Annotated in this window: 17 protein-coding genes; 7 read left to right on the top strand and 10 right to left on the bottom strand. The window is 63.2% G+C overall.

Going from position 1 to position 21,035, the window contains the following annotated elements; all coding sequences use genetic code 11:
* Positions 1–175 precede the first annotated feature (175 nt).
* Entirely contained in the window at positions 176–385 is a 210-nt protein-coding gene (locus AC5O5I_RS05295; RefSeq protein ID WP_003252255.1) for a cold-shock protein, read from the top strand.
* Positions 386–449: 64 nt separating this feature from the next.
* Here the strand turns inward: AC5O5I_RS05295 and AC5O5I_RS05300 are convergent, their stop codons facing one another.
* The 3 genes from AC5O5I_RS05300 to dapE are packed head-to-tail and all read right to left on the bottom strand — an operon-like array spanning position 450 to position 2,807.
* On the bottom strand, positions 450–827 hold the full coding sequence (locus AC5O5I_RS05300) for a hypothetical protein (protein WP_172228971.1): 378 nt from the start codon (positions 825–827) through the stop codon (positions 450–452).
* Between the two features lie 16 nt (positions 828–843).
* A complete protein-coding gene (locus tag AC5O5I_RS05305; protein WP_172228969.1) occupies positions 844–1,656 on the bottom strand; it encodes a putative RNA methyltransferase in 813 nt (270 codons plus the stop codon).
* On the bottom strand, positions 1,656–2,807 hold the full coding sequence (gene dapE, locus AC5O5I_RS05310) for a succinyl-diaminopimelate desuccinylase (protein ID WP_172228967.1): 1,152 nt from the start codon (positions 2,805–2,807) through the stop codon (positions 1,656–1,658). Before dapE ends, AC5O5I_RS05305 begins: the two co-directional genes overlap by 1 nt.
* Positions 2,808–3,010: 203 nt before the next feature.
* Here dapE and AC5O5I_RS05315 point away from each other — a divergent pair, with 203 nt between their 5' ends.
* The 4 genes from AC5O5I_RS05315 to AC5O5I_RS05330 all read left to right on the top strand — a co-directional run bounded on the left by AC5O5I_RS05315 (position 3,011) and on the right by AC5O5I_RS05330 (position 8,037).
* Positions 3,011–3,664 (top strand): DUF1120 domain-containing protein, encoded by a 654-nt coding sequence (locus AC5O5I_RS05315; RefSeq protein ID WP_494512173.1) that lies wholly within the window; start codon positions 3,011–3,013, stop codon positions 3,662–3,664.
* A 104-nt stretch (positions 3,665–3,768) separates the two neighbouring features.
* Positions 3,769–4,482: a fimbria/pilus chaperone family protein gene (locus tag AC5O5I_RS05320; RefSeq protein WP_494512174.1), complete on the top strand. Its 714-nt coding sequence runs from the start codon at positions 3,769–3,771 to the stop codon at positions 4,480–4,482.
* 44 nt (positions 4,483–4,526) lie between these two features.
* Positions 4,527–6,878 carry a fimbria/pilus outer membrane usher protein gene (locus AC5O5I_RS05325; RefSeq protein ID WP_494512175.1) on the top strand — a complete coding sequence of 784 codons (2,352 nt, stop codon included), beginning with the start codon at positions 4,527–4,529 and terminating at the stop codon, positions 6,876–6,878.
* A 70-nt stretch (positions 6,879–6,948) separates the two neighbouring features.
* Positions 6,949–8,037 carry a DUF1120 domain-containing protein gene (locus AC5O5I_RS05330; protein WP_494512176.1) on the top strand — a complete coding sequence of 363 codons (1,089 nt, stop codon included), beginning with the start codon at positions 6,949–6,951 and terminating at the stop codon, positions 8,035–8,037.
* 33 nt (positions 8,038–8,070) lie between these two features.
* Here the strand turns inward: AC5O5I_RS05330 and AC5O5I_RS05335 are convergent, their stop codons facing one another.
* On the bottom strand, positions 8,071–10,659 hold the full coding sequence (locus tag AC5O5I_RS05335; RefSeq protein ID WP_494512177.1) for a glycosyltransferase: 2,589 nt from the start codon (positions 10,657–10,659) through the stop codon (positions 8,071–8,073).
* Between the two features lie 119 nt (positions 10,660–10,778).
* On the opposite strand from AC5O5I_RS05335, the gene tcdA reads away from it, so the two are divergent.
* Entirely contained in the window at positions 10,779–11,588 is an 810-nt protein-coding gene (gene tcdA / locus AC5O5I_RS05340; RefSeq protein WP_172287255.1) for a tRNA cyclic N6-threonylcarbamoyladenosine(37) synthase TcdA, read from the top strand.
* 63 nt (positions 11,589–11,651) lie between these two features.
* Here the strand turns inward: tcdA and AC5O5I_RS05345 are convergent, their stop codons facing one another.
* The 4 genes from AC5O5I_RS05345 to AC5O5I_RS05360 all read right to left on the bottom strand — a co-directional run bounded on the left by AC5O5I_RS05345 (position 11,652) and on the right by AC5O5I_RS05360 (position 14,747).
* Positions 11,652–12,062 (bottom strand): SufE family protein, encoded by a 411-nt coding sequence (locus AC5O5I_RS05345; protein ID WP_494512178.1) that lies wholly within the window; start codon positions 12,060–12,062, stop codon positions 11,652–11,654.
* Positions 12,059–13,264, bottom strand: coding sequence for a cysteine desulfurase (locus tag AC5O5I_RS05350; RefSeq protein ID WP_172227756.1), 1,206 nt, complete (start codon positions 13,262–13,264; stop codon positions 12,059–12,061). The genes AC5O5I_RS05345 and AC5O5I_RS05350 overlap by 4 nt, the downstream gene beginning before the upstream one ends.
* A 69-nt stretch (positions 13,265–13,333) precedes the next feature.
* Entirely contained in the window at positions 13,334–14,368 is a 1,035-nt protein-coding gene (gene dapD, locus AC5O5I_RS05355) for a 2,3,4,5-tetrahydropyridine-2,6-dicarboxylate N-succinyltransferase (protein ID WP_494512179.1), read from the bottom strand.
* 31 nt (positions 14,369–14,399) lie between these two features.
* On the bottom strand, positions 14,400–14,747 hold the full coding sequence (locus AC5O5I_RS05360; RefSeq protein ID WP_172227752.1) for an ArsC family reductase: 348 nt from the start codon (positions 14,745–14,747) through the stop codon (positions 14,400–14,402).
* Positions 14,748–15,335: 588 nt separating this feature from the next.
* Between AC5O5I_RS05360 and AC5O5I_RS05365 the strand changes: the two genes are divergently transcribed.
* Positions 15,336–16,982: a Na+/H+ antiporter gene (locus AC5O5I_RS05365; protein WP_172227750.1), complete on the top strand. Its 1,647-nt coding sequence runs from the start codon at positions 15,336–15,338 to the stop codon at positions 16,980–16,982.
* Between the two features lie 90 nt (positions 16,983–17,072).
* Here AC5O5I_RS05365 and dapC read toward each other — a convergent pair whose 3' ends face one another.
* Complete coding sequence (gene dapC, locus AC5O5I_RS05370; RefSeq protein ID WP_172227748.1) at positions 17,073–18,269, bottom strand: succinyldiaminopimelate transaminase; 1,197 nt, start codon at positions 18,267–18,269, stop codon at positions 17,073–17,075.
* Positions 18,270–18,299: 30 nt separating this feature from the next.
* Entirely contained in the window at positions 18,300–20,999 is a 2,700-nt protein-coding gene (locus AC5O5I_RS05375) for a [protein-PII] uridylyltransferase (protein ID WP_172287254.1), read from the bottom strand.
* Positions 21,000–21,035 lie beyond the last annotated feature (36 nt).

The raw sequence follows: 21,035 nt of genomic DNA on the forward strand, positions 1-21,035 counted from the left end.
ATCCGCGCAAGTTCAGCAAAAATCGCCGAACGGCGGGACCGTCATCAAATTATTTTGTTCTGTGTCATATACTCGGCCTGCCACTTGCAGGATATTTCCCCAAGCGGCGTCGACACGGGGCGGTGGCCTCGTGTCAACAAGGCGATTTTCACAATAAAAATCCGGAGTAGTTCAGATGTCGTCTCGTGAGACTGGGAATGTAAAGTGGTTCAACGATGCCAAGGGTTATGGCTTCATTCAGCGCGAAGGTGGTGCGGATGTGTTCGTCCACTATCGGGCGATCCGCGGTGAGGGGCATCGTACCCTGGTCGAAGGGCAGCGGGTGGAGTACGCCTGCGTGCAGGGCCAGAAAGGCCTGCAAGCCGAGGACGTAGTAGGGCTCTGAGCCTCTGGTTTCAAGCTGCAGGAGCGGACAAGCCCGCTCCTGCAGAGTCAGGAACGGCCCGGATTCATGACGTACGCCAGGTGATTTCCTCTTCACCGTCGGCGCTGATGCGGACCCAGCGGTCGGCGTCTTCTTCCCCATCTTCCTCTACCCAGCCACCCGGCGCACAGCGCACTTCCACACCCAGTGCGGCGAACGCGGCACGGGCGCAGGCGACGTCGTCGTCCCACGGCGTCTGGTCACTTTCCAGGTACAGGCTGTTCCATTTCCCTACAGCCTTGGGTAACCAAGTCACCGGAATGTTACCGGCCTTGCATTTGAAGGTCTGGCCTTTCTGCTGCCATTCGCTGCACGGGCCGACTGCCTCGGCCAGCCACTGGGCAATCTGCTTGTGGTCGACGTCGGCGTCCTTCAGGTAAATCTCGATATCAGGTTGACGCATAAGGGCTCCGGTGTGCTCAGTCTTGGCGCACGAAATAGTCATAACGCATGGAAACCGTGACTTCGAACGGTTCTGGCTGGTCGATCACCCTGGCCCGTTTTTCGGCGCTGGCGCGCCACCCGTGCGGGGTCATTGCCAGCAGGTCGGCGCGGGCCTTGGGCAAGGCCAGGCTCAGGCGGAACTCCAGGGTTTCGCTGTGGGCGTGGGCCATACCTTCGGGGATCAGGGCCAGGTGCTTGTCGTCTGCATAAGGGCGTACTTCATCGTAGAGCACCTCGCGCAGTTCCATCAGGTGGCCGCTGGTCGGGCCAACCCGCATCAGCCCACCGCCTGGGCTGAGCAGGCGTTTGGCCTCGGCCCAGTCCAATGGGCTGAACACGCTGGCGATGAACTGGCAGCTGGCGTCGGCCAGTGGCACGCGGGCCATGCTGGCCACCATCCAGGTCACTGCTGGCGCCCGGCGGCAGGCGCGCTTGACCGCCTCGCGTGAGATGTCCAGGGCGTAGCCGTCAGCAGCAGGCAGGGCCTGGGCCAGCTGGGCGGTGTAGTAGCCCTCGCCGCAGCCGATGTCCAGCCACGCGCCCGGCTGGCGCTCGCTGGCCAGCTCGGCCAGGCGGCGGGCCACCGGCGCGTAGTGACCGGCGTCGAGAAAGTCGCGGCGAGCCTCGACCATGGCCTGGTTGTCACCCGGGTCGCGGCTGTTTTTATGCTGCACGGGCAGCAGGTTCAGGTAACCCTGGCGGGCGCGATCGAAGCGGTGGCCGGCCGGGCACACCACGCCGTTGTCGAGCGGGCTCAAGGGCGCCTGGCAAAGAGGGCAGGCAAGCATCAGGCGAGCAACCGGACCAGGGTCTGGTAGTAGATTTCAGTCAGCAGGTCGAGGTCGCTGGCGAGGATGCGCTCATCCACCTGGTGGATGGTGGCGTTGACCGGCCCCAGCTCGACCACCTGGGTGCCCATGGTGGCGATGAAACGGCCATCGGAGGTACCGCCGCTGGTGGACGGCTGGGTGTCGCGCCCGGTGACGCCCTTGATGCTGGCCGACACCGCGTCCAGCAGTTCGCCCGGCTCGGTGAGGAACGGCAGGCCCGACAGTGCCCAGTCGACCGACCAGTCCAGTTCATGCTTGTCGAGAATTGCCGCAACCCGCGCCTGCAGGCCTTCGACGGTGGACTCGGTGGAGAAGCGGAAGTTGAACAGCGCGGTCAGATCGCCCGGGACCACGTTGGTGGCGCCGGTGCCGGAGTTGAGGTTGGAGATCTGGAAGCTGGTAGGCGGGAAGAACGCGTTGCCTTCGTCCCAGTGCTCGGCCGCCAGTTCCGCCAGGGCTGGGGCGGCCAGGTGGATCGGGTTGCGGGCCAGGTGCGGGTAGGCCACGTGGCCCTGCTTGCCGCGCACGGTCAGCTTGGCACCCAGTGAGCCGCGACGGCCGTTCTTGACCACGTCGCCCAGCAGGGTGGTGCTGGACGGCTCGCCGACGATGCACCAGTCCAGGCGCTCGCTGCGTGCTTTCAGGCGCTCGATCACGGCCTTGGTGCCGTGGTGGGCCGGGCCTTCTTCGTCGCTGGTGATCAGGAACGCGACCTTGCCGCGGTGGTTCGGGTAGTCCTGCACGAAGCGCTCGCTGGCGATCACCATGGACGCCAGACTGCCCTTCATGTCGGCAGCGCCCCGGCCGCAAAGCATGCCGTCGGCGTCGATCAGCGCTTCAAACGGCTCATGCTGCCACTGCTGCACCGGGCCGGTCGGTACCACGTCGGTATGGCCGGCGAAGCACAGCACCGGGCCTTCCTGGGTACCGTGGGTGGCCCAGAAGTTGTCGACGTCCTCGAAGCGCATGGGCTCCAGCTGGAACCCGACGGCGCCCAGACGGTTCATCATCTGCGCCTGGCAGTCGGCGTCGAGGGGGGTGACCGAGGGGCGACGGATCAGGTCGCAGGCCAGTTGAAGGGTAGGCGAGAGCTCGGCAGGGGCCGTCATGGTAAAACTCCGAAAGCGGGCAAGGCGGGCAAGGCGCAATAGTTTAAAGCAAAACCTGGGTGTGAAGCGTTCGGCTTCGACTCGTTCGGCCGGCAAGCCTGAGTCAAGGGAAGTATTTCTCAATCTGTTCCGCGTACGCGAATGTGTAGGTTGTGCCCCGCCCCTAGGGGCCAACCAACACACAATGTAAGGTGAAGAGCACAATGAGTAACAAGCAGTTGATCGCCATGGGCATTGCGCTGATGTGCAGCACGACCGTGTTTGCCAGCGCAACGGATATTGTCGTCACCGGTGTCATCAAACCTGGTGCATGCACGCCTTCACTCAGTGGCGGCGGAACATTTGACTTCGGTGATATTTCGGTAGACCAGCTACATCGAGATCGACAAACTCAGTTCATATCGCCCCCCCAGCAACTTTCCGTGAACTGTAAAAGCCCTACCCGGTTCGCCTTGCGGGGGGTGGATGGCAGAGCGGGCAGTGCGGACTCGGCAGCGGGCACGATCATCGCATTTGGCCTTGGGATGAACGAGCATGGCCAGCGAATCGGCGCCTATTTCCTGCGAACGAATGCCAGCAGCTATGTTGTCGATGGCAGCACGTCCGTGACGCGTCTTATTACAGCTGACAGTGGTACGTCCTGGCAGCGCGATTATACGCCGGACTATTCCTATCTCTATAACGGTGCAGTGGGCAGGTTCCATGGTTTTGCGGTCGGAGCAGCAGTACCCACGGCCATCCGGAATCTGACCGCTGATTTGCAGATTGACATGAACATTGCTGCGTTGAGGAACCTCACCGTGACCGATGACGTAAAGATCGATGGCGCTTCGACCATCGAACTGTCCTATCTGTGATCAAGCGCTGACGTCAAGCCTACAACGTTGACGCTAAGCGCATTGGGGCCTTGACGTGCTCGCTGCTCCAGGGCGGCGAGCACGTTTCTTGTAGAGATTCGAGTTTGAGCATATTGATCCGTTTACTGTTGAGTGCGGGCGGCCTGCTGCTGTCGGGCAGTGCAGCACAGGCTGCTGGCATGGTCCCGGAAACTTCGGTGGTGATCGTCAACGAAGCCGATGGCGAGGCAACGATCACGGTACGCAATGAAGACCCCACCCCCGCGCTGTTGCTCGTCACCCTGCAGAACCTGCCTGAAGACCTGGAGCCATTGCTGTTTCTCTCCCAGCCCGCGTGGCGCGTCGAGGCGGGCGAGGAGCAGCGGGTAAGGTTTATGTTGCGTGCAACTGCGCCCCTGCAAGTCCAGCGTTTGAAACGGGTGATATTCGAAGGCATTCAGCAGCAAAAACTGACAGGTGAGCGTATCGCCAAGGTCGGGGTGAGCGTGAGGCAGAACCTGCCTGTCATCATCCATCCCAAGGGGCTTGCTGCCAATCGCTCACCGTGGGAGGGCTTGCAGTGGCGCTACCACGGCCAAGGTGTACAGGTTGAGAACCCGACTCCCTATGTGGTGCGGCTGGCGCAGGAAGTCAGGTTGATGCCCGCGGACGAGCAAGCGTATTTGCCGCGCACCTACATATTGCCCGGCGAATCGCTAGTGCTTCGGCTGGACGCGGCAGCCCGACGGGATAATCGCAGCGTAAAGCTGTTCCCGGCCACGGTGTACGGCTATGCCGTAGATGAATTCGAGGCACCGTTAGGCAGGGGGAACGGTTGAGTGGGGGCGCGGGAAAGTGCCGGGCGGTTGGCTGGCGTTGGCCAGTGGTGCTTTTCTTTGCTGTTTATCTTCTTGAGTGCAGCGCCAGTGACGGCGTCGCGTTCGACCTCGAACTATTGCGTCAGAGAGGCTTGAGTGAAGAGCTGGCGTCTTACTTTCAGGACATCGCCCGGTTTACCCCCGGCAATCACACCGTAAGCCTGGAGGTAAATGGCGATCGAGCAGGACAAGCACAGGCACGCTTTCTCGACGATGGCAGTTTGTGCATCGACTCCGCTTTGCTGGAAGCCGGAGGCATACAGGTGCCGGCCGGCGCGTCAGATACGGCTGCTGACTTGTGCATCGACCTGTTGGCGGATTACCCACAGAGCCAGATAAACGCAGACCCGCAATCCGCCAGTGTATCCATGGTCGTGCCGGCACAAGCGCTGCGCAAGTCCGCTGCAGGCCATGATTTATCGGCGTTTGCCACTGGTGGGTTAGCCGGCATGTTCAATTACGATGTGACGATGCTGGATACACGCTTCAAGGATGGCAGCAGCAGAGCCTGGACCGCGCTTACCGAGCCGGGTTTCAACCTCGGTGACTGGATCGTGCGCAGCCGTCAGGTTGCCAGCATTGGCCAGCAGTCCAGGCAGTTCAACGCGCTTGATGCCTACGCGCAACGAACGTTCGCCGGGCAGGCGGCGGTTTTGCAGGTTGGCCAGATCCACCTGGGCAACCCTGTGCTCGCTGGTGTATCTGTTGACGGCTTTCAGGTGTTCCCTGAGCAGGCCTTGGGGCATCTGCAGCAGCGCCGTGCGGTTCAAGGCATCGCCAAGACCCAGGCGAGGGTGGAGATCTTTCAGCGCAATCGGCTGGTGTACGCGACAGTCGTGCCGCCGGGCCCGTTTTCCATCGAAAGCCCTGCGCCAGTCGATGCCTTTGCCGAACTGGAAATGACCATCCATGAAGCGGACGGCGAGCAGCGACGCGTGACCTTGCCCGCTACGCCCATGACTGGCAGCTTGTCGGGGGGGTACCAGTTCGGTGTCGGTCAACTGCGCCACAGCAGTGCGGCTTCGCCCTGGGTGCTGAGCGCCGGGTGGAGCGGGAGTGTGCTCGATGGCGTGGCCTTTGGTGGCGGCATGCTTGCAACCGATGGTTATCAGGCAACAGGGTTTGCACTGGGCGTTCAGCCATGGACGCAAGCTCAGATGCAGTGGTCAATCGGCTATTCGCAGCCTCGACGCCAGAAAGCAGGAATGCAAAGTCAGGTTACCCTCAGCCAGCAGCTAGCCGAAGGTTGGGCGGCAAGTTTCAGCTACGCGGTGCAGGGCCCGCACTATCAAGACATCCAACAGGCGCTGGAGCCGTCACGCAGCTTGAACGGGGTGCAGGATTACCTTGGCGTCGGCTTGTCATGGCAAGGGGGCGCGCTGGGGAACTTCAGTATTGGCGGCAGCCAGTCGCGTGCGGGTAGCGGTCAGGTCAGCACCCAGGCAAATTTCGGCTGGGGAACAACGCTGAAGCGGGTTTCGCTGAATGCGGGCATGGAATGGAGGCTCAGCGGGGCAGGTGAGCAGGGGCGCTTGCTGTATCTGAGCGCCAGTCTGCCATTGGGCAGCAAGCGCAGGCTGTACGCATCGAGCCGAGGTAGCGCCGGCAACTACCGCTCATCCATCAACCTGCGGGAACGTGTCAATGAATCGTTCAGCTATCGCCTGGGAGGCAGCCATGCAGGCAATGACCCGGTGTTGCGACCCAGCCTTGGCGCTTCATGGCTGGCGCCATTCGGCCAGATGCAGCTGGATTACTCGGCCACCGGCAGCAGTGCGCAAACGCTCGCTGCCAACCTGCGTGGCGGCGCAGTGGGGCATGCAGATGGCATCACGTTATCGCCTTACCCGATACAGGATACCTACGCACTCATCGAAGTCGGTGATCTTGCAGGTGTGAAAATCGACACGCCAAGTGGGCCCGTGTGGACCGATGGCGAAGGACGAGCAGTGGCCTCGCAGGTTCGCCCATACGCTGACAATCGTCTGCAAGTACAGCCCCGGAGCCTGCCACGTAGTGTCGATCTGGCCAACAGCCAGGGCATTGTAAGGGCCGGTCGAGGGGCATTTTCGCATTTGCGTTTCGCTGTAGAGCGCACTCGACGTGTCTTGCTACAAACACTGCACGTTGGCGGGCAGCCCGTGGCGGACAGCTCGATGGTAACGGATGCCAACGGCAGCTTCGTGACGATGGTGCAGGCCGGTGGCTTGATATTCCTGCATGACTTTCAGGAGAACGAGCGCTATCAGGTGACCTCGCCAGGCGGACCTGGCTGTGCACTGGAGTTTACCCTCAGCGACAATCCGGAGCCGGATCAATACTATGAAACGACCACGGCCCTTTGCCATGCGATATGAGTTCTTGTGCAGGACGCGCCCCATTCGCGACCGCCGCGGCGCGCTGCTTTTGCTGAGCGGGTGCCTGGGGATGTTGTTGATGGGAGTGGCCGGATCTGTCGCCGCGCAGGGCTGTCAGATCTTGCTCAGCCAGCCCGTTATCGAGTTTGGCCAGGTCAACAGGACTCAGTTGCAAAAGCATGGGAATCAATACCTGTTTGCCGCGAAACATCTGCAACTGACGGTTCAGTGCTCCAGAAGAACCGACATGCTCCTGAACTATCTGGCTGCCGGCACCTATGGTGATAGCTATGGCTTTGGCGAGCGAGGACAGTATTCAATGCAACTGTCTGACGCACAGCTCGATGGCCAACCGGTCATGCTGGGTGCAGCCAGGGACCCGCGTGGCCCCTGGATGCAAAAAGGCGACCGGATTCGCTGGGTGCCAGGCATGCAGGTCACGCCATTGCTTGCAGATGTAGCGCTTCAAGGCACAAATTTCACGGCTCGCCTTACAATCCAGGGCTGGCTCGATGCAGCGTCGAACTTGTCAAACGCCGACGAGTTGCACGCAGGTGGTGTGTTGGAAGTCGATGGCGCAACTGCAGCCTTGGCGTTACAGGCAAGTGTCGTCCCAGCAGCTTGCAAGCTGTTCTTGGGTCATGACGGTGTGGTGGACTTCGGCCTCATTGAACCTGGACAGCTATCGGCTGGCAAAACCACCACTTTGCGACGTTCGTTGCCTGCTGCCGTGACCTGCGACGGCCTCACTCGTTTCGCTCTGCGCGCGGTGGACAACCGCCAGCCCGGCTTGATCAGTCACGTCAAAGACGTAGCACGCTCCGCCCTGTTTGGCGCAGGTAAAAAGACCAGTGACGGCCTGGCATGGTCTTTACAGCTTGAGGGGCCGGCGCTAGGGGATGGGCAGGTGCTCCAGCCGCTCTACTCCCCGCAGAGTGGTGCAGGCTGGCAGCCAGGCCCGGGAGCTGCGTTCTTCCATAACGACGGTCGTTTGCTGGGGTTTGCCCTCAGTAACCGCGCAGCAGCCGGACCTGCCTTGATCAGGCAGCTCGAGGCTATGCTGATGGTCGAGTTGTACATTGCTCCTTTGCGTCAACTCGACCTGCGCGACGAGACTGCCGTCGACGGGGCGGCCACGCTGGAGATCGTCTATTTGTAAGCCCGAACTATGCCAGGTGGCCGCAAGTTTCCGTTATGTGTGCGCCGTTTGCACCTCGGCCTCCGGCTTTGGCAGCGACGACAGCAAGGCCATCACCAACGCTGCCAGGTACGGCAACGACTGCACCAGCAACATCGCCACCCAGAAGCGCATGTCCGAGCTCGGCAGCCCCTGCACCAGGTAGATGCCCAGCGCTGCGCCCCACAGCAGCAACATGATGAACAGCTCCTCCCGCGCCTCGGAAATCGCCACCAGCAGCCCATGACTGTCAGCATGCTTGGGCGTGCGGATGAACGGCATGCTGCTGGTGAAGAAGCCATACAGCACTGCCTTGGCGATGGTATGCGACAGCGCCAGCCCGGCCAGCGCCGCAGCGAAGGCGTCCTTCAGATTCACCCCCACCGCACGGCGGTAGAGGAAGATGATCTTGCCCACCTTGAAGAAGAACAGCGCCAGCGGCGGGATGGCGAAAATCATCAGCGGCGGGTCGACCCGGTGTGGCACGATGATCATCGCCGCCGACCACAACAATGCGCCGATCGTGAAGAAGATGTTCATGCCATCGGCAATCCATGGCAGCCAGCCGGCCAGGAAGTGGTAGCGCTGGCCACGGGTCAGCTCGCTGCCCTTGCCGCGCAGCAGGGCGCTGGCGTGGTGCTTGATGATCTGGATGGCACCGTAGGCCCAGCGGAAGCGCTGCTTCTTGAAGTCGATGAAGGTGTCGGGCATCAGGCCCTTGCCATAGCTGTTATGGGCGTAGGCAGCCGACAGGCCCTTCTCGAACACCCGCAGGCCCAGCTCGGCGTCCTCGCAGATGCACCATTCGGCCCAGCCCAGCTCTTCCAGCACGCTACGCCGGGTCATGGTCATGGTGCCATGCTGGATGATCGCGTCACGGTCGTTGCGGGTGACCATGCCAATGTGGAAGAAGCCTTTGTACTCGCTGTAGCACAGCTTCTTGAAGGCGCTCTCGTGCTGGTCGCGGTAGTCCTGCGGCGACTGCACCACGGCAATTTTCGGGTCGGCGAAGTGCGGCACCATGTGCTTGAGCCAGTTGCGATCGACGCAGTAGTCCGAGTCGATCACCGCGATCACTTCGGCATCCTTGGCGGTATGCGGGATCAGGTAGTTCAGTGCGCCGCCCTTGAAGCCCGCCAAAGGCGCGACATGGAAGAACTTGAAGCGCTCGCCGAGCTTCTCGCAGTGGGCCTTGAGCGGCTCCCACACGGCCGGGTCCTTGGTGTTGTTGTCGATCACCAGCACTTCGTAATCGGGGTAGTCCAGCGCGGCCAGGGCATCGAGGGTCTGCTTGACCATCTCAGGCGGTTCGTTGTAGCACGGCACATGCACCGATACCTTGGGGCGGTAGGCGCTGTCGGCCTGCACGGGCAGGAACTCACGACGTCGCTTGTGGGTCCACACCGCCTCGGCCAGTTCGTGGGCCTCGGTGAGCAGAACGATGAATACCCCCAGCGCGCCCAGGGCCAGCAGCACACCCACAGTCAGGCTGAACCAGGTGCTGTATTGCTGGCTGTAGTCGTAGGCAATCCACACCAGCACCGACCCGCACAGGAAGGTGATGAAGGTCAGGAAGGTGCGACCACGCTGACGCAGGGCCGAACCGTCGATGAACAGCACCATCAGCGCAATCATCGCCAGCACCACCGAGGCTACCGCCAGGGCACGCCACTGCGGGATTGCCACCACCGGGCCGTCGAAATTGAATTTCTGCTGGCGCTCGGCGTTGTACACGCCCCAGTAGGCGCCTACCGAACCCTCGTCGCTGGCCTTCCACGGCTGGTCATAGGCTTCGATGACGAAGTAGTTGTAGCCGCGGCGGTTGAGGGTGTTGACCAGAGTGCGCAGGTAGATGGCCTGGTCGGCCTGGGTGGCATCGGCGCCACCACGCATGCGGCCGTTGCTCGGCCAGCCGACTTCCGACAGCAGCAGGGGCTTGCGCGGGAACTGGTGCTTCAGCTCTCGCGCCCGGTCGAGGACGAACTCGACCGAGTCTTTCATCGGCACGAATTCCCAGTAAGGCAGGATGTGCGCGGCGATCAGGTCGACGTGCTTGGCCAGTTCGGGGTTTTCCTTCCAGATGTGCCACTGCTCACTGGTGGTCACCGGTACCTTGACGGCTGCGCGCACCCGGTCCAGGTATTTGATCAGGTTTTCCGGTGTCACCTCTTCACGGAACAGCGCCTCGTTGCCCACCACCACCCGCACCACGCTGCGCGAGGTATTGGCCAACTCGATGGCCGTGGCGATTTCGCGTTCGTTGCGCTCCAGGTCCGGGCTGATCCAGATGCCCAGGGTTACCCGCAGGCCGAATTCTTCGGCCAGCCGTGGGATATCCGCCTGTGTCCCCTCCACGGTGTAGATACGCACGCTGTCGGTCAGCTTGCTCAACTGCTCCAGGTCCTGGCGCATCTCGTCGTCATTGGGGTATTGGCCCTTCTGCGGGCTTTCACCCAGGCGGAATGGCGAATACGAGAAGCCAGAGATCTGCTCTGGCCAGGCAGGGGCGGATACCGGGCGGTTGATCAGCGCCCAGAACCCGGTGAACAGCGCGGCAATGGCCAGGACCACGACCAGGTTCAGGCCGAATTTACGTGAAGACATTGTCGTCCATATCTGTCGAAGTGATAGGACATTAAAGCAGGGTTGGTAGGCTCTTTCCTAACGATGCAGGCCAGCGGCCGGCTGGCATATAATGCGCGCCGGTTTTTTGGGGTATGAACATGAGCACAGAAGATCCACGCTTCGCCGGTGTTGCCCGGCTGTATGGCGACCAAGGGCTGCAACGCCTGGGCCAGGCCCACGTGGCCGTGGTCGGGATTGGCGGGGTAGGCTCGTGGGTGGCCGAAGCGCTGGCCCGCAGTGGCGTGGGCGAAATCACCCTGTTCGACCTGGACGATGTCTGCGTCAGTAATACCAACCGCCAGGCCCATGCCCTGGAGGGGCAGGTGGGGCGGCCCAAGGTCGAGGTCATGGCCGAGCGCCTGCGGGGGATCAACCCGGCGTGCACGGTGCATGCGGTGGCCGACTTCGTCACCCGCGACACCATGGTCGAATACATCACCGAGAACCTTGACTGCGTGATCGACTGCATCGACAGCGTCATGGCCAAGGCCGCGCTGATTGCCTGGTGCCGGCGGCGCAAGATCGCCATCGTCACCACCGGTGGCGCTGGCGGGCAGATCGACCCGACGCAGATCCAGATCGCTGACCTGAACAAGACCTTCAACGACCCGCTGGCCTCACGTGTTCGCTCAACGCTGCGTCGCGACTACAATTTTTCGCGTAATGTCAGCCGCAACTACGGCGTACCGTGCGTATTTTCCAGCGAACAGCTGCGCTATCCCAAGGGCGATGGCAGCGTTTGCCTGCAGAAGAGCTTCGTTGGCGAGGGTGTGCGGCTGGACTGTTCGGGTGGCTTTGGCGCGGTGATGATGGTGACCGCGACCTTTGGCATGGTGGCGGCGAGCAAGGCTGTCGAGAAGCTGGTCGCCGGGGCGCGGCGGCCTGCGGAGCGAGTAAAGCCTGAATAAACCGCGCTGCTTCTTCGCGGGTTCATCGAGGCGTCGAACCGTCGCGAAGAAGCCAGCGCCGATTCAATGGTTAGACGCCAACTCCGCCATCCGCTGCAACACCGCATGCAGCCCATTGCTACGCGATGGCGACAGCTGGCGCTCAAGCCCCAGCTCGGTGAACCACCCGCGCAGATCGAGCCCGGCCAGTTCTGCACTGGTCATCCCCTGCACCCGCACCAACAGCAAGGCCAGCAGCCCGCGCAACAAGCGGGCATCGCTGCTGGCCTTGAACCGCCACAGCCCCTCGACCTGCTCGGCCACCAGCCATACCAGGCTTTCGCAGCCATGCACCCGGTTGGCCTCGGTTTTTTCGGCGTCAGCCAGCGGTTGCAGGCGCTCGCCCCACTGCATCAGCAGCCGCGCGCGCTGTTCCCAGCCCTTGCCTTGGGCAAAGGCCTCCAGCGCCTGGCGTGCGTCTTCAGGCAGCCTCATCGCAACAGCTCCAGGCCTTGATCGAGCGCGGCGAAGAAACGCTGCAGGTCATCGCTGTCGCTGTACAAGCCCAGCGATACGCGGATCGCACCTTCCAGCCCCAAGCCTTGTAGCAGCGGCATGGCGCAATGGTGGCCGGCACGCACGGCAATGCCCTGTTCGGTGAGCATGTGGGCGATGTCGGCATTGTGCACACCGTCTATGACGAAGCTGGCCAAGGCCGCCTGCGGGGCGCCGATTACCCGCACGCCCTCGCGATCGGCCAGGCCGCGCAGCAGGTGCTGGTGCAGGCTGGTTTCATGGGCTTCGACTGCCTGGGCATCAAGGCTGGCCAGGTAGTCCAGGGTCGCGCCCAGGCCAATCACCCCGGCGATCGGCGGGGTCCCTGCCTCGAACCCCAGCGGCGCCGGGCGAAAACTGGCGCTCTGGTACTCGGCCAGTTGCACCATTTCGCCGCCGAACTGCCAATGACGCAGCATCGCCAGCGCCTGGCTGCGGCCATACAGTACGCCGACGCCGTCCGGGCCATACAGCTTGTGGCTGGAGAACACATAGAAATCACAGCCCAGTTGCTGAACGTCATGGCGGCCATGCACCACACCCTGGGCGCCGTCGACCACGGTCAGCGCCCCCTGGGCGCGGGCATGGGCCAGCAGCGCCGGCAACGGCTGCCAGGTACCCAGCACGTTGGACAGCTGGCTGATAGCGAGCACCCGGGTGCGCGGGCCGATCAGCTGCAGCGCCTGGTCCAGGTCGATGCGGCCGTGGATATCCAGCGGCAGTACCACCAGGCGCAGGTTGCGCCGGTGCGCCAGCTGTTGCCAGGGCAGCAGGTTGGCATGGTGTTCCAGGGCGCTGACGGCAATTTCGTCGCCGGCCTCGAAGCGGTGCTCCAGGCCGTAGGCCAGCAGGTTCAAGGCCGAGGTGGCGCCGTGAGTGAACACGATCTGCTGTGAGTCAGGCGCATTGAGCCAGGCGGCGACCTTGTCGCGGCTGGTTTCGAAGGCCTGGGTGGCCAGTGCGCCGGGCAAATGCTGGGCACGGTGCACGTTCGCCGCGCCATGGCCGTAGTAATGACTCAGGGCGTCGAGCAGGGGCTGCGGCTTCTGGGTGGTGGCGGCGCTGTCCAGGTAGGTCTGGTGCTGCCGTTGCAGGGCGGCGATGGCGGGAAAATCGGCACGCCAGGGGGAGGGCTGGAACATGTTAGCGGGGCCTGGAATGAAAAACGGGTCTGGCGTTGTGCCAGACCCGATCTTAACATCCCCAACGACTCAGTTGTGGGCGTGCAGTGCCTTGTTCAGCTCGATGGCCGACTTGTGAGTCTTGCACTCGACCGCGCCGTTCAGCGAGTTTCGGCGGAACAGCAGGTCGGTCTGGCCGGCCAGGTCGCGCGCCTTGACCACTTTGACCAGCTCGTTGTTCTCGTCCAGCAGGTTCACCTTGGTGCCGGCGGTGATGTACAGGCCGGCTTCGACGGTGTTGCGGTCGCCCAGCGGGATACCGATGCCGGCATTGGCGCCGATCAGGCAGCCTTCGCCCACCCTGATGACGATGTTACCGCCACCGGACAGGGTGCCCATGGTCGAGCAGCCGCCGCCCAGGTCCGAGCCTTTGCCGACGAACACGCCAGCGGAAACGCGGCCTTCGATCATGCCCGGGCCTTCGGTGCCAGCGTTAAAGTTGACGAAGCCTTCGTGCATGATGGTGGTGCCTTCGCCAATGTAGGCGCCCAGGCGCACACGGGCGGTGTCGGCGATGCGCACGCCGGCCGGGACCACGTAGTCGGTCATCTTCGGGAACTTGTCCACCGAGAACACTTCCAGCAGCTCGCCCTTCAGGCGCGCTTCCAGTTGCAGCTCGGCCAGTTCGGCCAGGTCGACCGCGCCCTGGTTGGTCCAGGCCACGTTCGGCAGCAGCGGGAAGATACCGGCCAGGCTCACACCGTGCGGCTTGACCAGGCGGTGCGACAGCAGGTGCAGCTTGAGGTAGGCCTCAGGGGTGGAGCTGAGCGCGGCGTCTTCGGCCAGCAGGGTGGCGACCAGCGGCTTGTGGCTCTCGGCCAGGCGGGTCAGCAGGGCGGCCTGGGTGGCGTCCACGCCCTTCAGGGCTTCGGCCAGCTGCGCGGCCTGGCCATTGGTGAAGGCGATGGCCTGATTGCCGCCTTCATAACCAAGAACAGGGGCTACTGCGGCAACCAGCTCGGCGCTCGGGTTGAGCAGTGGTTGTGCGTAGAATACTTCCAGCCAGGTGCCCTGGCGGTTCTGGGAGCCGACACCGAAGGCCAGGCTGAACAGGGTATTGGACATGTGATTACCTCGTGCGAAATAGGGTAGGGGCTCAGGCCAGGGCAGCGGCGTACAGGTCGGGCTTGAAGCCGACCAGGGTACGCGCGCCAAGGTCGAGCACCGGGCGCTTGATCATCGACGGCTGGGCCAGCATCAACTCGACGGCCTTGGCCTGGTCGAGGTCGGCTTTGCTGGCGTCGTCCAGCTTGCGGAAGGTGGTGCCTGCACGGTTGAGGATGATTTCCCAGCCGTGTTCGTCGCACCAGCGGTTCAGGCTGTCACGGTCGATGCCTTGGGCTTTGTAGTCATGGAATTCGTAGGCGATGGCCTGGTCTTCGAGCCAGGTGCGCGCTTTTTTCATGGTATCGCAGGCTTTGATGCCGTAGAGCGTGTAGGTCATTGTGTGCATTGGGGATACAGGTTGCCCCAATTTCTCCATTTTTCGATTTCAGTCGCGGGATTATGCGGGAACGAAACAGTGAGCGCCACGGGTGTGCTTGCCTTGAGTCTTGCAGTGTGTCGGAGATCCAGCGCCGCCCGCGAGGCGCATCGCCGGCAAGCCAGCTTCCACATCTGTTCCGGGCCAAGCACTCCTGCATCCTCCGCACTCGCGCCCTGGGTGCATGCCTGGAGGTTGCAGCAAAGCAGCAGCGCAACCTTCGATAGTGAAGGGAGCAGACAAGGGGGCGCGCGCCAATGCCACAGGTATGATTGGCCCGAAACAGATGTGGGAGCTGGCTTGCCGGCGATGCGCCGCGCGGGCGGCGCTCGATCTCACAGGCGCTGCACACCTCAAGGCATACACCCATGGGCAATACAGCCCGACCCTGCCCAATTACCCAACCGAAGTATCATCATGTTACACATTCATCCAACACCTGCGACTATCGTGCAGCGGTCCCCTATCCCCAGTCCCCGCTAACATATTGTTCCAATGGCGATGTTTCGCCCTGTTGTCGATTCTGGTTCACAAAGGAAGCCTTCCCGGATGCAGTCTGCCTACACCGTCCTGATCCTGCTGACGCTGGTCAGCCTGTCGAAGCTGGTCGGCCGCATGATTCCGCTGCCGTTGCCATTGGTGCAGATCGCCGCCGGCGCCTTGCTCGCATGGCCGACACTGGGCCTGCACGTAGCCCTGGACCCCGAATTGTTCCTGTTCCTGTTCTTGCCACCGCTGCTGTTCGCCGACGGCTGGCGCATTCCCAAACGTGAGTTGTGGCGCATCCGCGGTCCGGTGGTGGCGCTGGCCGTTGGCCTGGTGTTGTTCACCGTGGTCGGGGCCGGCTACTTCATTCACTGGCTGCTGCCGAGCATTCCGCTGCCGGTGGCCTTCGCCCTTGCCGCCGTGCTGTCGCCGACCGATGCCGTGGCGGTTTCGGCCATTGCCCAGGACCGCCTGCCCACCCCGCTGATGCATATGCTGCAGGGCGAGGCCTTGATGAACGACGCCACGGGCCTGGTGACTTTCAAGTTTGCCCTGGCGGCGGCGATTACCGGGGCGTTCTCGCTGGCCGACGCCAGCTTCAGCTTCGTCCTCGTGGCGCTGGGCGGCCTGGCTGTGGGCGTGGCCCTGAGCTGGCTGATCGGCCGTCTGCGCATGTGGATGATCACCCGTGGCTGGGACGACCCGGCCACCCACGTGGTGTTCATGCTGCTGTTGCCGTTTGCCGCCTACGTGCTGGCCGAGCGCCTGGGCGTGTCGGGCATCCTCTCGGCGGTAGCGGCCGGCATGATGCAGAGCTGGCTCGACCTGCTGCCACGGCAGACCAGCACCCGGCTGCTCAACCGCAGCGTCTGGTCGCTGCTGGAGTTTGCCTTCAACGGCCTGATCTTCCTGTTGCTGGGCCTGCAACTGCCGGACATCATCAAGGCCGTGGTCAGCCATGAAGCGACCCTCTGGCCGACACTGGCCTATCGCAGCCTGGACGTGGTGGCGATCTTCGCTGCGCTGATCCTGCTGCGGTTTATCTGGGTGCAGAGCATTTGGCGCGCCATCGGAGTGGTCCGTCGCTGGCGCGGCAAGCCTGCACTGGTGCTGATGCCGACGGCACGCTCGTGCTGGTTGCTGACCCTGGGCGGGGTACGCGGTGCGGTCACTCTGGCCGGTGTGATGTCGATCCCGTTGTTGATAGGGGCGGGCAACGCTTTCCCTGAACGTGACTTGCTGATCTTCATCGCGGCCGGGGTAATCCTGCTGTCGCTGATAAGTGCCTGCATCGCGCTGCCGATCCTGCTGCGTGGGGTGACCCAGAGCCCGGACGAGCGCTTGCAGAAAGAAGTGCAGGAAGCCTGGCGGCGCACCGCCGAGGCGGCGATCCATGCGCTGGAGGCAGAGGATGTGATTGACGCCAATGCCCCGCAGGATGCTGCGCAGGCGACCCTGGCGACCGAGCTGAAGGCACGCTTGATGGCTGAATACCGGGATGAACTGGACAGCTACAACGACAGTGCCGAAGCCAAGGCGCTCGCCGAGCAGATGGATCTGCTGGAGCGTAAGTTGCGCTTGCGGGCACTGAGGGCGCAGCGGTTGGAGCTGTACAACCTGCATCGCCAGCACGAGGTTGGGGATGAAGTGGTGCGGCAGGTGCTGGGTGAGCTGGATATGAGTGAGGCGAACCTGGGGTCAGTCAGGTAGAGCGTAGGGGCCGCAAAGCGGCCCCGGCAATCTTGACTGGCTGGCACAGGGTACTGCGCAGTCCTCAAGAACTATGCAGCCCTTGTTGAATCAGCGGTTCTGCAGGAACGCGCGAATCCGCTCCGCCGCCTCGATGCACTCGGCCAGCGGTGCGACCAGGGCCATCCGCACACGTCCTGCACCCGGGTTCACGCCGTCCACTTCACGCGACAGGTACGAACCCGGCACTACCGTGACATGCTGGGCCTCGAACAGGTCGCGGGTGAAATCGGCATCACAGCCCGGCACCTTGGCCCACAAGTAGAAGCTGCCGTCCGGGCGCTGTACGTCCATTACCGGTTGCAGGATATCCAGCACGGCATCGTACTTGGCGCGGTACTGGTCGCGGTTCTCGCGCACGTGCGCCTCGTCCTGCCAGGCGGCGATGCTGGCCAGCTGGGTTTGCACCGGCATGGCGCAGCCATGGTAGGTGCGGTACAGCAGGAACGGCTTGATGATCGAGGCGTCGCCGGCGACGAAGCCCGAGCGCAAACCTGGCAGGTTGGAGCGCTTGGACAGGCTGTGGAACACCACGCAACGCTTGAAGTCGCTGCGGCCCAACTCGGCGCAGGCGCTCAACAGGCCCGGTGGCGGGGCGTCTTCGTCGAAGTACAGCTCGCTGTAGCACTCGTCGGCGGCAATCACGAAGTCGTGTTCGTCAGCCAGGGCAATCAGCTGCTTCAGGGTATCCATTGGCACCAGCGCGCCGGTGGGGTTGCCTGGCGAGCACAGGAACAGGATCTGGCAGCGCTTCCAGACGTCGGCGGGTACGGCGTCGAAGTCGGGGTTGAAGCCGTTGTCTTCCAGGCACGGCAGGTAGTGCGGGGTGGCACCGGCCAGCAGCGCTGCACCTTCGTAGATCTGGTAGAACGGGTTGGGGCTGATGACCAGGCCATCATCGGCGCGGTTGACCACGGCCTGGGTGAAGGCGAACAGCGCTTCACGGGTGCCGTTGACCGGCAGGATATTGCTGTCGGCGTGCAGCCAGCCAGCCGGTACGCCAAAGCGCCGCTCGCACCACTGGCCGATGGCCTGGCGCAGGGCGGGCAGGCCGAGGGTGCTGGGGTACACCGCCAGCTTGTCGAGGTTGTCGGCCATGGCCTGGGCGACGAACGCCGGCGATTCGTGCTTCGGCTCACCGATCGACAGGGCGATGGCGCGTTTGTCCGCCGCAGGCACAACACTGCCCAGCAGGGCGCGGAGCTTCTCGAACGGGTAGGGCTGAAGCTGGGTCAATGCATGGTTCATCGGCGCAAGGTCTCGTCAATCGTCTAGTCGTTAAAAATTCACGCGGGTAGGGCTGGCATCACTGGTCTGGCCGGCCTGCAGCTGCTGGACGATGGCTTCCTGCAGGCGGCTGCACAGTTGTGGGTCGGACAACGGCTGGTTGTCGGCATCGGTGATGAAGAACACGTCTTCGACCCGCTCGCCGAGGGTAGCGATCTTGGCGTTCTGCAGCGACAGGTCAAACTCCAGGAAGATCCGCCCCAGCCGGGCCAGCAGGCCTGGACGGTCGGGCGCGGTGATCTCGAGGATGGTCACCGGGCGCTGGGCATCGTTGAGGATGGTCACCTGCGGCGGGAAGTTGAAGTGCTTGAGCTGGCGCGGCACCCGGCGCTGGATGATGGTCGGGTAGTCCTCGGGGTTGCGCAGCGCTTCGGTCAGGCCGTCGCGAATCTGCCTGACCCGCTGCGGGTTGTCACCGATCGAGCCGCCATCGTTGTCCAGCACGATGTAGGTGTCGAGGGTGAACTGGCTGCTCGAGGTGATGATCCGCGCGTCATGGATGTTCAGGTTCAGCTGCGACATGGCCGCCACCGTCACAGCGAAGAAGTCGTGCTGGTCGGGGGCGTAGATGAAAATCTGCGTGCCACCCTCGAACTCGCGCTGGGTGGTTTCCTTGATCAGCACCAGCGGCCCGCCATCGGCAGGTTGCTGCAGGATCGCGTCGGTGTGCCAGGCCACATCGCCGGCATTGTGCTTGAGGAAGTAGTCATCGCCAAGCTGCGACCACAGCTGCTCGACATCGTCCGGGTCGGTGCCTTCGCGTACCAGGATGTCCAGCGCTGCGGACTGCGTCTGGCGGATTTGTTCTTCGCGATCCAGCGGGTTTTCCAGGCCCCGGCGCAGCGCACGCTTGGTCTCGGAGTACAGCTGGCGCAGCAGGCTGGCCCGCCACGAGTTCCACAGGCTGGGGTTGGTGGCGTTGATGTCGGCCACGGTCAGTACATACAGGTAGTCCAGGCGCGTCTCGTCGCCCACGTGCAGGGCAAAGTCGTTGATCACCTGCGGGTCGGACAAATCTTTGCGCTGGGCGGTGGTGGACATCACCAGGTGGTTCTGCACCAGCCACACGATCAGCCGGCTGTCCCAGGCCGGCAACTGGTGGCGTTCGCAGAATTTCTGCGCATCCACCGCGCCGATTTCCGAGTGGTCGCCCTGGCGACCCTTGCCGATGTCGTGGTACAGCCCGGCCAGATAGATCAGCTCGGGCTTGGGCAGGCGGCCCATCAGCTTGCTGGCCAGCGGGAATTTCTCGGACACCGGCGTGTATTGCAGCTTGCGCAGGTGCTTGATGAGGTTGAGGGTGTGCGCATCGACCGTATAGATGTGGAACAGGTCGTGTTGCATCTGCCCGACGATCAGGCCGAATTCCGGCAGGTAACGGCCAAGGATGCCGTAGCGGTTCATCCGCCGCAGGTTGCGGTGGATGCCGATTTCGCACTTGAACAGCTCGATGAACAGGCTGGTGTTGCGAATATCGGTGCGGAAGGTGTCGTCGATCAGGTGCCGGTGCTCGCGCAGCAGGCGTACGGTGTCGGCGCGCACGCCCTTGATCTCGGGGTGCTGGGCCATCAGCACGAAGATTTCCAGCATGGCGAACGGAGTGCGCTTGAACACGTTCGGCTTGCTGGCTTCTATGTAGCCGTCGTGCAGGCGGAAGCGTGCGTTGAGGGGTTGGGTAGTGCCGCTGTCATCGTCGGCGAGGATGACTTCCTCGAAATGCTGGATGATCAGGTCGCACAACTGGCTGATGCTCATCACCACCCGGTAGTACTGCTGCATGAACTGCTCGATGGCCCGCTTGGGGTTGTCGTCGCTGTAGCCAAGCAGCGCAGCAATGCTGCGCTGGTGGTCGAACAGCAGGCGGTCCTCGGCACGCCCGGCCAGCATGTGCAGGGCGTAGCGCACCTTCCACAAAAAGTCCTGGGACGAGGCCAGCAGTTCGTTCTCGCTCTCCAGCAAGAAGCCTTCGCCGGCCAGTGCGTGCAGGTTCAGGGTGCCGTACTGGCGGCGGGCCACCCACAGCACCGTCTGGATGTCGCGCAGGCCACCGGGCGAACCCTTCACATTCGGCTCGAGGTTGTACTCGGTGTCGTTGTACTTGTGGTGGCGGGCCTTGAGTTCGGCGCGCTTGGCCAGGAAGAAGTCTTTGCTGGGCCACATGTGCACGGTGCTGGTGACTTCGAGCATGCGCTGGCGCAGGGCTTCGGGGCCGGCGATGGTGCGGCTTTCCATCAGGTTGGTGATGACCGTGAGGTCGCGGGCCTGTTCGGCGCACTCGTCGACGGTGCGCACGCTCTGACCCACTTCAAGGCCGATGTCCCACAGCAAGGTGAGAAAACGCTCGATCGCGTCGCGGTACTGTTCGTGCTCGGCCGCGCCCAGCAGGATCAGCAGGTCGATGTCCGAATGTGGGTGCAGTTCGCCGCGCCCGTAGCCGCCCACAGCCACCAGGGCGATGCCGCTGGGGTCGCCCCAGGCAAACTGGTTCCACGCCTGTTGCAGGATATTGTCGACCAGCCAGGCGCGGGCTTCGATCAGCGGGCGTATTTCACCACCCGCGCGGAAACGCTTGTCGAGCACCTCGCCGGCCTGGCGGATGGCTTTCTTGAAGGCGGCGATGGGGCTCGCCTTGAGGGCCAGTTCCGCCTGGAACTGGCCGCGGTCGAACAGCTCGGGGTCCACCTGGGGCATCGCGTCACGTTCCTGTCGGGGGTGGCTGCCGGCGTG

This window comes from Pseudomonas sp. 9_2_1, assembly GCF_059295275.1.